We start from the raw sequence: 12,742 nt of genomic DNA on the forward strand, positions 1-12,742 counted from the left end.
ATCAAGCGATATTTCACTTTACCGCTTCGTCGGTCTGAAGTACAATAGTTCGTCGGTGTGTAAGTATCAGACAACGAAGGATCGATGTATCTCAAACGACTGGAAATTCAAGGTTTCAAGACATTCGCGACCCGTACCGTCTTTGAGTTTCAGCCCGGGATTACGGCTGTGGTTGGGCCGAACGGGAGTGGCAAATCAAACCTGGCCGATGCAGTGCGCTGGGTGCTCGGCGAGCAGAGCATGGCCGCGCTCCGCTGCAAACAGGCCGGCGAGCTGCTGTTTGCCGGTGGTGGCAAGCGTCCGCCGGCGGGACTGGCCGAGGTGGCGCTGACGATTGATAATAGCGACCGCCTCTTGCCCCTCGATTTCGACGAAGTGACAATTACCCGGCGCGTGACGCGCACAGGCGAGAATGAGTATTTCATCAACCGCGCCCGTGTCCGACTGCGTGATCTGTTGGCTGCCGTCGAACCACTCGGCGGTTCCTACACGATTATCAATCAGGGCTTGGTTGATGCCGCCCTCACCTTGCGCCCCTCTGAACGCCGCCGTTTGTTTGAAGATGCAGCCGAAATCGGCGGATTCGAGTTGCGCAAAGCCGAAGCCATTCGTCGTCTGCGCGAAAGCGAGACCAATTTGCAACGTGTCGCCGACTTACTGGCCGATCTCGAACCCCGGTTACGCAGTTTGCGCCGCCAGGCCGGTCAGGCCCGCCAGTACCGCGAATGGCAGGCAGAGCTCCACACACTGCTGGCACACTGGCATCACGCTGGGTGGCGCGAAGCACAGGTTCAGGAACAGCGGGCCCGGCTGCAAGCCCAACAGGCTGAAGACGAACTGGCCTGTCGACGTGCCGTGTATACCAGCGCAATGACTGCTGTTCAGGTACACCGGGCGGCCCTGCGCGAACGGCGTGAAGCGCTCGGCGAATTGCATCATCAGGCGGCGCTCCTGCATCAGCAGGCAGAAGCGATCCAGCGCGATCTGGCAATCGCACAGGAACGGCTGGCAGCGACCATCCGGCGCAGTGAAGAGGTCGAACGGCAACTGGCCATGCTGAGCGACCGCCGCCAGGCGATGACCGATGAGCGTGATCGGATTGCTGCTCAACTGGCCCAGGTCGATCAGGAACTGATGACCATCCGGCAGCAGCTTGCCATGGTCAAACGCGAACAACAGGCAGATGCCCAGACACGAGCGAGTCTCGCCGCAGCCCTCACGGCGGCCCAGGAACGCACTTTACAGGCGACGCACGCAGAGGCGCGTGTGCTCAGTCAGATTGATCAACTGACGGCCCAGCATGAACGGTTACATGGTGAAATTGAGCGACTTGCAGCGACGTTACAGCAGGCAACTATCAATGCCACTACCGCCCAGGCCGAGGCTGCCAATGCGCAGATGGCTTTAACCGCTGCCGCGCAGGAATACCAGGAAAGCAGTGCAGTCGTCCAAAGCACCAGGCAGGCCGTCGAACAGTTACGTCAAGCGCGTGCAGCACTCGATGAAGAGCGGGCCGGCTGTCGCCATACGCTGGCCGAACGCGAGGCCCGCCTGGAAGCACTAACCCGTCTGGCTCGTTCCCACGCCGGAACATTTGCCAGCGTGCGTACCGCACTTGAATGGGCTGAACGTCACGGTCGCCGGTTTACCCTGGTACAGCAACTGATCCGGGTACCGCCCGAACTGGAGACGGCCATCGAAGTGGCGCTGGGTGCGCGTCTGCAACACATCGTGGTTGAGCAGTGGCGCGACGCCGAAGATGCCATCGCCGAGCTCCGCCGCACCGGCGTAGGCCGGGCTACCTTTCTCCCGCTCGACACCCTGCGCCGTCCGGATCACAGCCGTCGGCCTGCCTTCTCGTCCCAGGTCATTGGCGTGGCCTCAGAACTGGTTACCTGTGATCCCGATTACGCCATCGTCGTCGATCAACTCCTCGGTCGCACCCTCGTTGTCGCCGACCTGGCAACGGCACGCGCCGAAGTGCGCAACCTCCCCCCTGGCTGGACGATTGTCACCCTGACCGGCGACCAGGTACAGAGCGGCGGTGCAGTCACCGGCGGTGCACCAACCAAAGAGAGCGGTGCCCTGCGCCGCGAACGTGAACTGCGCGAACTACCGGAACAGGTTGCCGCCGCCCGATCAGCCCTGGCCGCCATTGACGAACGGCGACAGGCGCTTGATCAAGAGTTGCAGGCAACCATCACCCGCCTCCGTCACGCCGAACAGGCCGAACGTGAAGCCCAACGGCGCCGCGATGCCGCCCGCAATGCGCTGGAGCAGGCGCAACATCGTGCCCGCCAGAGCGAGCAAGAGCAGCAATGGCTGGTGACCCAACAAGAACGTCTGCAACAGGAACTGAAGTCGCTGACTGCACAACTCACATCTCTGCATGACCAACAAATCGCCTTACGCCACGAGCGGTCAGTTGCCGAAGCCGAACTGGCAGCATTGCGTGAGAAGCAAGAACAGCAGGCCCAGTCTGATCGGGCGGGACAAGAGCGGCTGGCCAATTTACGGGCCACGCTGACCGCCGGCGAAAGCCGGCAGCGCATGCTCGCCGAATTGCTTGCCGGCCACGAACGCACCCTGGCCGATCTCACGCGCCAGGCTCACGACCTTGAGGCGACCCTAAACGCACTCCGCAGTGAACGGATCGAGCGTGAAGCCGGTTACGCGACCATGATCACCCGCCAGCAACAGCTCTTGAGCGACCTGCAAACCCTGCGGAGTCACATCGAACCGCTGGAAGCAGAGATCGGCGCTGCGGAAGCTGAACTGTCTCAACTGGAAGCAGCCGAGGTTCAGGCGACCAACGACCTGCTGGCGGCGGAAGCCGAACACAGCCGGCTCGTGCGCGAAGCGCAACGCGCCAGCGACCGGCTCGAAACGCTCTTCGAGCGCGCCGCTGCCGATGGAGTTGACCTGACGGCCCCACCGCCGGCTGAGGAAGGGCCACCGCTATCCGAACTACCGGCAGCCATCGAAGCGTTACGGGCACGCATCCTGCGCCTTGGTGTCGTCAATCCCCTCGCACTGGAAGAGTATGAAGAAGCGGCCAACCGCCATGCCTTCCTGACCAACCAGGCTGCCGATCTACGGGCTGCCAGTGCCACCCTGCACCAGCTCATTGCCGAACTCGACGAAGTAATGCACAGCCGCTTCGAGCACACCTTCAATGCAGTGGCCGGCGAATTCAGTGCCGTATTCCAGGAACTCTTCGGCGGTGGCAGTGCCCGCCTCGAACTCGTCGAAAGCACTGATAGTGACGAGAACAACGGCAAGCGCACTGCACCAGGCGTAGAGATCATTGCCCGTCCACCGGGCAAGCGGCCACAAAACATTGCCCTCCTCTCCGGCGGCGAGCGCACACTCACGGCAGTTGCGCTCCTCTTCGCCATCCTGAAAGTCAATCCCAGCCCCTTCTGCATTCTCGACGAAACCGACGCCGCCCTCGACGAGAGCAACATCGGGCGATTCCGCACCATGCTCCAGCGCCTCACCGACCGCACCCAATTCATTGTCATCACCCACAACCGTGGTACGATAGAAGTGGCCGACACTCTGTACGGCGTAAGCATGGGTGACGACGGAGCATCACGGGTTGTCTCGCTGCGTGTCGCCGAATACGTGGGAACAGCGCCATGATCAATGCCGCCGAATTAAGCGACATTCTAAGTGGTCGAGTCGGATCAATCACCATCACCCCCACTGGTGAGCGGCGGATCGACGATCCGCCGCCGGGGGCCATCCTGCCCGGCAGCTTCAACCCATTGCACGCCGGTCATCTCGGCATGCAACGGGCCGTAGTCATCATGACCGGAAAACCAGTCCACTTCGAGCTAACAGTCCGAAACGCCGACAAAGGCGAACTCGCGCTTGAAGAGATTGAACGTCGGGTGGCCCAATTCCAGCACCGCCACCACGTCATCCTCGCCGCCGCCCCCCTCTTCGTCCAGAAAGCCCGCCTTTACCCCGGTCGGGCATTCGTCCTCGGCTACGACACCGCCCTGCGCCTTGTAACCCCTCGCTACTACGGCGACGAAGCGGCCATGTTGTTCGCCGCCTTCGCCGAACTGGCCGCAGCCGGATGCCGCTTCTTCGTCGCCGGACGGCAGATCAACGGGCGCTTCTACACCCTCGCCGATCTGCAACTACCGGCAGGCTACGAACAGCTCTTCACCCCCATCCCCGAAGACCTCTTCCGCCGGGATATTTCCTCGACGGAGCTGCGAGCACAACGCGAACGAGAGCGGGGATAACGAAGGATTGACTAAGGAAGGCAGACTGAAAGCAGAACCTGGCAATCCATACTTGAGGCGCAGTACGAGGAATTTCCTCATCAATCTCAACACCATCCGACACATTCACAATTGAGCACACAAGAGAAACCATCGAGCAAAGTGTTCTCTACACGGTATGAAAGAGATAACCGCATTGTCTTCCTAAACCACTCCCGATCAACCACACCACCCCCCTACTCCTACACCGCACTTAGCCCTTTTTTCCTATTTCCCCCCTCTTCCTGCAATGATACGATCACATTGCCTGCGCCGACACCATTGCAACTCCACCCGGGGTGGAGGGGGTATATGGAACTAACAGCGATACGATCACATTGCCTGCGCCGACACCATTGCAACGGCCAGTGCCTGCACGATGACAATTGCAATCTCGATGTTCAGACCTTTACCCACAAAGGATTAGAAACACCGCTATGAACATCACAGCTCGTGCCCTCATCCTGATCATCTCCCTGGTGACGCTAAGTGGAACAATAACTGCACACCTCCCGTACCTCAGTGCCCAGAGTTCAACGGCGCTAACAATAGTACACGTACCACTAGTGATGCATCCGGGTTCTACCGGCGGCTCTTCCAGCGAGTGGAACCAGCACGCCCACGATGCCCAGCATACCAGCTATACGGCACAGGTTGTACCACCACCCTGGCGGTTGCGCTGGATCTGGAATGGCGTCGATGCCAGTGGTCGCGTGCGCAAAGTAACCAGCACCGGATCGCTGCCGCGCAACGTGCAGCCGGTGACTGGCGGTGGGCGGGTCTACATCGCTGCCGGCGCTGATGGCGTCTTTGCCCTCAGTGAAAGCAGTGGGCAGCAACTCTGGCAGCGCAGCGGCATTGGTACGATTAACTCAACGGTGGCTTACGATCACAACACCCAATCAGTCTTTGTCGTCTCGGCCAATGGCACCCTCTACAAACTGCGCGCCAGTGATGGCGTGGTACTGAGTCAATTTGCCACCGCTCAGAGCAGCGATCTATCGCTGCCACCGGCTCTTCTGCCTGATCGGGTGCTCTTCGCGATGGGTAATTCGGTCTACGCAATCAACAAGCAGACGATGCAGCAGATCTGGATGTACAACGCCGGTGCACCCGTGGCCGTGCCTCCCGCCTACTCCCCTTCACGCGGCCTGGTCATTGTCGCTACCGAGCCAGACCTGTATGTACATGCTATTCGTAATAGCGACGGTGGACGGCAATGGCGTGTGCGCCCTGTACACGCGAGTCGTTCCTTTACCGACCCCACTAGATACCGGTACGGCTGGCCGGTCATCGCCGACGGCACCGGGTATGTACTGGTGAAAGTGCAACTGGACTGGGGCACACTCTGGCGCGAATGGCCGCAGACCAATAGCGCCATGCGGCAGATGCTGAGCCAGAATCCGGGTGATCAGGCGCTCTTCGTGCTTGATCTGGACGATGGAACTGTTCCTTTCATTGCTAATGTTGGTCACGGTGGCTACGGTGACAATGATTATATGCCGATGGGGCCGCAACCCGTTGTCAAGCGGTTACCCAACGGCAAAGAGGTCGTCTACACCATCATTCGCGCCCGTCATGCCCACGACGCCCGCTGGGACTCCCACTTCGGCGAGATGGTGCTGGATAACACGACCGTGAGTGGGCTTACCGGTGGTGATGTGCGCTTTATCGCCTTCGACTGGCCGCCCGGTGAGGCCAATCCGTACCTGCTCACCGACGAACAGCCCAATGTTTCGATGGCGGGAGATATGCTCTTCGGTGGGCACTGGGAGGCCGGTTTTGCCCTGCGCATCCTGGATCGCTCGGACGTGCGCGGTAGTTTCACCAACAAGATTACCAGCCAGCGCCTGCCCACGGTAGCCACCTCGCACGATAACCCTAGTACATGCTCTTTCAGCGCTTCCCACTATTGCGCCAGTGGTCTCTACAACACCCGGTTCTACGACTTCGGCTTTTACATGTACTACAACCAGGGTACGGTATACGATAGGTATTGGAGTGAATACGCGACCTGGGTTGTCAGTAACGAAAACCTCTATTTCCGTAGCGCCGATGGAGCAATTATAGCGCTGACCGCCGGGAATCCGACGAGTGGATGGAACAATACGCCAATGCCGAGTGTTGCCGACGCCCCCCAAACCATCCCTGTGACCCATGAAGCGATCGTCATTCCACATACCGCCACGCATGAATGGGCAGGACATACGGCCACGGTCACCGGTACGCTTCAGTATGTTGTCAACAACGGCAAGCAGGTTCTACTCGGCTTCAGCAATCCCCACCAGGGAACCTTCAAAGCCATCATCCGCAAGGCGTACTGGTCACAATTCAGCGTGCCGCCGGAGCAGATGTACCATGTCGGTCAGCAGGTTGCCATCGTGGGACAGATATCCTGGTATCAGGGCGATCCGGCGATCTTTGTCACAACACCAACCCAGATTCAGATATTAAATATGGAGTGAGTGCATACTTCTATAACTACAGAGATTGAAGCAGCGACAAAGCTGGATACTCAATCAGGGGCGGAGAACCAATATCACCAAAAACTAATATGCAAGGTAGGGCATTATCAAACGTGATGCTCAACCGATTGATCTTGTTGCGGGTACGTTGGTCGATCACGAACCACTGAAATCTCTGTTTCTTCTAAGCAATAGACAATCACAGGGCTTTGTTTTCCTTTAACGCTGATTTGGCGCTGATAGCTAATTGAAAATAGCTGTCCGCTCTCACTTCTAACATGTTCGGAAATGAGAATTTCTCCCATTTTTGCTGAGCTTTCGATGCGTTTGGCTGTATTAACCGTATCACCAAGCACATCGTAGAATTTCACGCTTGTTACCCCTACAAGACCTTCCACCACAACGCCTTTATGTATGCCTATGCCGACATCCAGATTGAAGCGATGTAAAACCTCGCGAACGCAACGGCGCAGTGCGACGGCAACTTGAACGGCAACTGTGGATGTTGGAAAAATCGCCATTACTTCATCAGCCGATACTTTAAACTTGATGACCGGGGAGTGGACTAGCACGTTCTCAACAGCCTGGTAATACTGAGTAAGAAGCTGCATGACATCTTCAGGAGAATGTGCTTCGCTCCACGGAGTAAAGTTTCGGATGTCCATGAACAAAACTGTGCGTTCTTGTCGTTTCACAGTTAAAACAGAGGAATCATTCAGGCTCTGTTCAAGTAAGCGACGACCTAAGAGCCATTCCGAGTAGATACGAAGCTGTGCCAGTGTTGTTTTCAACAAGCTTAAATAGCTTTCTAAACCTGCATTGGCAAAACCGATAGCGATTCCAATAAGAAGTATGGTCCAGGCAATAAAAACATGGCTTGGATCAGCAAAAAATGCGCCCAGATCTATAGTTTGAGCTGGATTAGCAAACCTCTCAAATATAGCGTACATGACGAAAAGAATTGATGTTCTCACAACACTTTCAATCACAATTAAAACATCGGTAAAGGGAATTGGTAGTTTGAGACGTACACATTGTACAGTGCCAATTATGAACGAAACTATCCAATAAGCTACATGATGAGGTGCGGCAAAGAACGTATATATTCCTTCAAAGGCAACCTCAGTACAAGTGTATAAAGTAGGACCAATTAAATTTCCTAAGAGACGGCGTGGACGTGAAGACATCTGCCATTTAGTTAAAAAATATGCCTGTACAACACCACCTAGAATAAGTACATATATATCTGGAGTGATAAGATAATTACCGCCTTTGGAAAGAACTTCAAAAAGCAGATTGGCAATAGGGAAATGTAATGAATTCCCCAACAATTCTCGCCTGAAACGGTTTGAAAACGTCCCAACTATTCTTGTTTCCAGCGGTGAGAGAGATGAGTGTTGCTCGATCATGGAAACCTCACAGTCAGAAGTTTGATACGTCCTTGTCGGCACCATCCGGCCACGCCACAATACAGACACGGTTGCCTGCACGATCGGCAAGTGTCCAATATGCCGGTGCATGCGAATCATCAACAATCCGACCACCTGCATCAAGTGCTGCTTGCAATCGTGCCAGCGCTTCTTCGCTGGCAACCGATACATCGATATGCATCGCATGACGCAATGTCTTTGAGTCGTCAATTTCTTGCATCCATACGGTTGACCCATGTCCAAGTGGATCGACCGCATTGTCTTCAGCCATCGGCATATAGCCCAGTACGGCGCGCCAGAAGTCAATATCTATCTCATGTCTCTTAGCTGCAATCGCAACTTGTATCTCTTGCACAGCCGAACGATCCGGATGGGCGTAGTGTTTACGAGCAACAGCCGAGATCGCTCGCGCCAAATCAATATGGTGTTGTTCCAGTTGCCACACATCACGTGTCAAACGCACACTCAGAAAATTATCACCTATCGTTACTAATATACCCGCATTCTCAAGTTCGGGAATATGCACAATTGCTTCAGCAAGACGAGCAGAGTCACGTAAGGAGCTAACACGAAATACGGCTGTTGCCCCTCCGTGCAGTACAACCCAATCTTCTACACCTTCCGCAGCGAGAAACGCTCGCCATCCTTGTTCACTCATCGTTGTCTCCTCGTTTCGTATCCGCATCGGTTACTTAGGGATGCTGATCGATAAGTCAGAAACTTTTATTCTAACTCACCGAGCTTCCTGACTCAAACTCATATCTTTTGTAGAGATACATGATAACATATCGTTACTATACAACTGAGATTCTCGGTTTACCAACACCTTCTCAGATTGTTAACGAATCATCATCAAGGAAAACGTGGTGTCAAGAGAAGCAACAATACCACCTGAGCACAGATGTCGTCGATTCCTTCACTATTCGTCCTAGACTGTACCTATCCCTGTTGCTAACAGTATGGTACAGTAAAGGAAATCATATCCATGTTCTTGAGTCAGGCAGGTTATGAACGGAGCCAGCCTATGTCTCACCTGTCGATACGCGAAATACGTGAGACGCTCGAAGCCCAAACCCTCTCGCCATATGCCGCCAGAAGTGCTGATGCCGTGCGCGATGTTCCCGAACCGCCATGCCCCATCCGCACGGCGTACCAACGCGACCGTGATCGGATTTTGCATTCTAAGCCATTTCGGCGTCTTAAGCATAAAACCCAGGTCTTTATCGCGCCACTCGGCGATCATTACCGCACTCGGCTAACCCATACGCTGGAGGTAACGCAGATTGCACGAACAGTCGCCCGTGCGTTACGGCTGAACGAAGATTTGACGGAAGCCATCGGCCTGGGGCATGATATTGGTCACGCTCCATTTGGTCACGCCGGTGAAAAGGCATTGAGTCGCGTTTGTCCCGGTCATTTTCGTCACAACGAGCAATCACGTCGCATTGTTGAAGTGCTCGAACAGAATGGCGCCGGCCTCAATTTGACGTTCGCTGTGCGCGAGGGGATACATTTCCACTCCAAAGCCCGGCGCGATATTACTGCAACTGCCTGGGGCACCGCCAGTACCCTCGAAGGCCAGATTATTAAGCTGTGTGATAGCGTTGCCTACATCAATCACGATATTGATGACGCGATCCGGGCCGGCTTGCTGCGCAACGACGAGCTGCCGGCGGAATGTGTGGCTGTATTGGGCGACAGCCATAGTAAACGGATTGCGACTATGGTCAGCGATTTAATCTATCATAACTGGTGGGCCACCGGCGAGGGTTCGCTACCTGATCCGCCTGTGCTAACGATGAGTCAGCCCATGTTGCTTGCAACCAATACGTTGCGCGAGTTTCTGTATCAGCACGTCTATCTTCGTCCTGAAGCAAAAGCCGAAGATGAGAAGGTGCACTTTATCATCGAAACACTTTATCAGCATTTCAGCCGTCATCCCGAGGAGATTCCTACTGAGCTACGCACTATTGTCGGGCAACGCGGTGAACCAATAGAGCGAGCGGTGGTTGATTATATCGCCGGGATGACTGATCGCTATGCGCTTGATACCTTCAACCGCATCTTCGTCCCGCGTCTGTGGCACGTGCTGTAACACCTCCACGCAGTAATCTGCTGGGTTGAGGAAGGCTATGAGCGTTATTGATGATATTAAAGCCAATATCGACATCGTTGACCTGATAAACTCGATGGGGGTTGGTCTGCGACGCAGCGGGCGCAGCTTTGTCGGTTTTTGTCCGTTCCATCCCAATACGCGCACACCGGCCTTTCATGTGTATCCCGATACCCAGAGTTTCTATTGCTTCGGGTGCCACGCCTCCGGTACCGCCTTCGATTTTGTGATGCGTAAGCAGGGGTTGGACTTCAAGGGGGCGCTGGAGCTGCTGGCTGCAAGGGCCGGGATCAGGCTTGAACCGAAGAATGATGCCCAGCGCCAGGAAGATGCGCGGCGGGCATGGCTGCTTGAGATTAATGGTATCGCCGCTCGCTACTTTAACTATGTGCTGCTCAATCTCAGTCGTGGTGCACCCGGCCGTGATTACATCGCCAAACGCGGGATTAACCAGGACGCAATTGATACCTTTCAGATCGGCTATAGCCTCGATGACTGGAGTCATCTCTTTTCCTATCTGCACGAGAAGAAGGGCTACAGTGTCGAAGACCTGATCACTGCCGGGCTGGTTATTCCCAGTGAACGCGGCCCATACGACCGCTTTCGCAACCGGATTATCTTTCCGATCCGTAATATGCGCGGTGAGGTGATTGGTTTTGGCGGACGAGCACTGGGTGATGCGCAACCTAAATATCTCAACACTCCGGAAACCCCGCTGTTCAAGAAGAGTGAGGTACTGTATGGGTTAGACCTGGCCCGCGACGCGATTCGGACGGCCAACCGGGCGATTGTGGTTGAGGGGTATGTTGATGTGATTACCGCCCATCAGCACGGCTTTCGTAATGTGGTGGCACCCCTGGGAACAGCCCTGAGCAAAGCCCACATCAACCAGCTTAAACGGCTCACCGATCAGGTCTACCTAGCGCTTGACGCCGATGCTGCCGGTCAGAAAGCCACCCTCCGCGGTCTGGAAACCATCCGCACGACGAGCGAAGAGGAAGGCGAAGGTCGCATGGTAACCACGGCGCAGGGGATTGTTCGCCTGGAGAACGATGTGACTATCCGGATCATTCGCTTGCCGGCAGGACGTGATCCCGACGAGGTGATTGCTGCCGATCCTCAGCTCTGGCAAACCCTGGTCGATCAGGCCGCACCGGTGATGGATTTCTACCTTGAGGCGTACACCGCCGGTCTCGACATGCACGATCCGAGCCAACAACGGCAGGCGCTTGAGCGGATCATTCCCCTCCTGAGTGAGCTTGACGGCGCTGCCCAGCGGGTCTACGTTGCCCGGGTTGAACAGCTTACCGGTGTCCGCAGCGAGTTAATCGTTGATCTCATTCGAGCACGTCTGCAACCAACACGACGGAGCGAGCGGAACCGCGCATCACGGCCATCAGCACTACCGTTACCGACAACATCTCCGGTGAGCACCACACCGCTCGATGAACACCGTCGCCATACTGAAGCCTACTTGCTGACCCTGGCCCTGCGCTATCCCTCGGTAAATCTGGCCATCGAAAATCTGCTGGAGAACCTCAAAAAACAGCATCGCGACGCCGGTGCGCTCTTCGGGGCCGGTTTGGAAGACCTGCTTGAAGAGCCGCTGCATCAGGCGATCTGGCAGGCGTATCTTGCCACACCGCTTGAGTTGCGGCCAACCGACCCAGAGAGCTTGCAATTCTGGGTAGATACGCTCGGCGAACCATTAAGCAGCGAGGCCAAAGCCATGCTCGAGGTTCTGAACCGTCGCCCTGACGATGTGCGTTTCCGGCACGAAGCCGAACAATGTGCCCGTCTAATCCGCAAGGCACAAATTATGGCCCGCATCCGTCGCTACAAAGAACGGCTGGATGAATTGACTGATGAAGAAGAAATCCAACAGGTTTTGCAACACATTCGCGATCTGAGCCGCTACGCCGAACAGATCACACGTCCACGCCAATCGAGTACGTTTCCCGATTTACGCAATCTGCTCGGCCAGTGAGGAGGGAGAAGAGAGGAGCGAGAAAAGAGGAGCGAGAAGATAGGAAAGATAAAGATGGCCTTTCCACATGCAGTGGGATCACGTTTCGGAGAGGATACCATTTCCAGACAGAGGTGCCCGCATCGCGTAGTTTGGAGTGCAGCAGCATGGCTGCCGCACCAGCCGTACTCACCATCAGAGGCGAGATACAGCGGTTCCCCCCAGTCACGGGGACAGGACGACAGTCACACTTCCTCAGGATTATTGGCAATAAAAAGCGCACGCGGGCGAGAGGAGAGACACGCCCCCCAGCGGGGATATGCTCTTGTCTCCTCCCCCCAATGGGGCTATGCATTACCCATAACGCGAATACTGCATTGCCCGCGTGCCGGAGCGGGTCGGGGGGTAATGACGGGCGTGCTCCCCAGCCGGGAGCTGGGGGTGCGCCTCCGGTGCGCATGGTGCCGGTACCATTGCTGGAGGGAGGATCC

7 protein-coding genes are annotated in these 12,742 nt (G+C 55.9%); 5 read left to right on the plus strand and 2 right to left on the minus strand.

Annotated elements, in window-relative coordinates; genetic code table 11:
- Positions 1 to 84: 84 nt before the first annotated feature.
- The 3 genes from smc to VAE55_RS16680 all read left to right on the plus strand — a co-directional run bounded on the left by smc (position 85) and on the right by VAE55_RS16680 (position 6,742).
- Entirely contained in the window at positions 85 to 3,645 is a 3,561-nt protein-coding gene (gene smc, locus VAE55_RS16670) for a chromosome segregation protein SMC (protein ID WP_322816851.1), read from the plus strand.
- The gene (locus tag VAE55_RS16675) at positions 3,642 to 4,259 is read left to right on the plus strand and encodes a hypothetical protein (protein WP_322816852.1); all 618 of its coding nucleotides are present in this window, start codon (positions 3,642 to 3,644) and stop codon (positions 4,257 to 4,259) included. Before smc ends, VAE55_RS16675 begins: the two co-directional genes overlap by 4 nt.
- Before the next feature lie 455 nt (positions 4,260 to 4,714).
- A complete protein-coding gene (locus tag VAE55_RS16680) occupies positions 4,715 to 6,742 on the plus strand; it encodes a PQQ-binding-like beta-propeller repeat protein (RefSeq protein ID WP_322816853.1) in 2,028 nt (675 codons plus the stop codon).
- A 107-nt stretch (positions 6,743 to 6,849) separates the two neighbouring features.
- On the opposite strand, the gene VAE55_RS16685 is transcribed toward VAE55_RS16680, so the two are convergent.
- Together VAE55_RS16685 and VAE55_RS16690 are read right to left on the minus strand one after the other, a co-directional pair.
- Positions 6,850 to 8,151, minus strand: coding sequence for an adenylate/guanylate cyclase domain-containing protein (locus tag VAE55_RS16685; protein WP_322816854.1), 1,302 nt, complete (start codon positions 8,149 to 8,151; stop codon positions 6,850 to 6,852).
- A 13-nt stretch (positions 8,152 to 8,164) separates the two neighbouring features.
- Entirely contained in the window at positions 8,165 to 8,830 is a 666-nt protein-coding gene (locus VAE55_RS16690; RefSeq protein WP_322816855.1) for a VOC family protein, read from the minus strand.
- 366 nt (positions 8,831 to 9,196) lie between these two features.
- On the opposite strand from VAE55_RS16690, the gene VAE55_RS16695 reads away from it, so the two are divergent.
- A complete protein-coding gene (locus tag VAE55_RS16695) occupies positions 9,197 to 10,267 on the plus strand; it encodes a deoxyguanosinetriphosphate triphosphohydrolase (protein WP_322816856.1) in 1,071 nt (356 codons plus the stop codon).
- A gap of 37 nt (positions 10,268 to 10,304) precedes the next feature.
- Positions 10,305 to 12,272 (plus strand): DNA primase, encoded by a 1,968-nt coding sequence (dnaG, locus tag VAE55_RS16700; RefSeq protein ID WP_322816857.1) that lies wholly within the window; start codon positions 10,305 to 10,307, stop codon positions 12,270 to 12,272.
- Positions 12,273 to 12,742: the final 470 nt, after the last annotated feature.

It is taken from the genome of Chloroflexus sp. (assembly GCF_034432675.1).
Taxonomy (GTDB): Bacteria; Chloroflexota; Chloroflexia; order Chloroflexales; family Chloroflexaceae; genus Chloroflexus.

Excerpts from the sequence above, each read along its gene's own strand:
- smc (WP_322816851.1), top strand. The coding sequence starts at position 85 with ATGTATCTCAAACGACTGGAAATTCAAGGTTTCAAGACATTCGCGACC.
- VAE55_RS16675 (WP_322816852.1), top strand. The coding sequence starts at position 3,642 with ATGATCAATGCCGCCGAATTAAGCGACATTCTAAGTGGTCGAGTCGGA.
- VAE55_RS16680 (WP_322816853.1), top strand. The coding sequence starts at position 4,715 with ATGAACATCACAGCTCGTGCCCTCATCCTGATCATCTCCCTGGTGACG.
- VAE55_RS16685 (WP_322816854.1), bottom strand. The coding sequence starts at position 8,151 with ATGATCGAGCAACACTCATCTCTCTCACCGCTGGAAACAAGAATAGTT.
- VAE55_RS16690 (WP_322816855.1), bottom strand. The coding sequence starts at position 8,830 with ATGAGTGAACAAGGATGGCGAGCGTTTCTCGCTGCGGAAGGTGTAGAA.
- VAE55_RS16695 (WP_322816856.1), top strand. The coding sequence starts at position 9,197 with ATGTCTCACCTGTCGATACGCGAAATACGTGAGACGCTCGAAGCCCAA.
- dnaG (WP_322816857.1), top strand. The coding sequence starts at position 10,305 with ATGAGCGTTATTGATGATATTAAAGCCAATATCGACATCGTTGACCTG.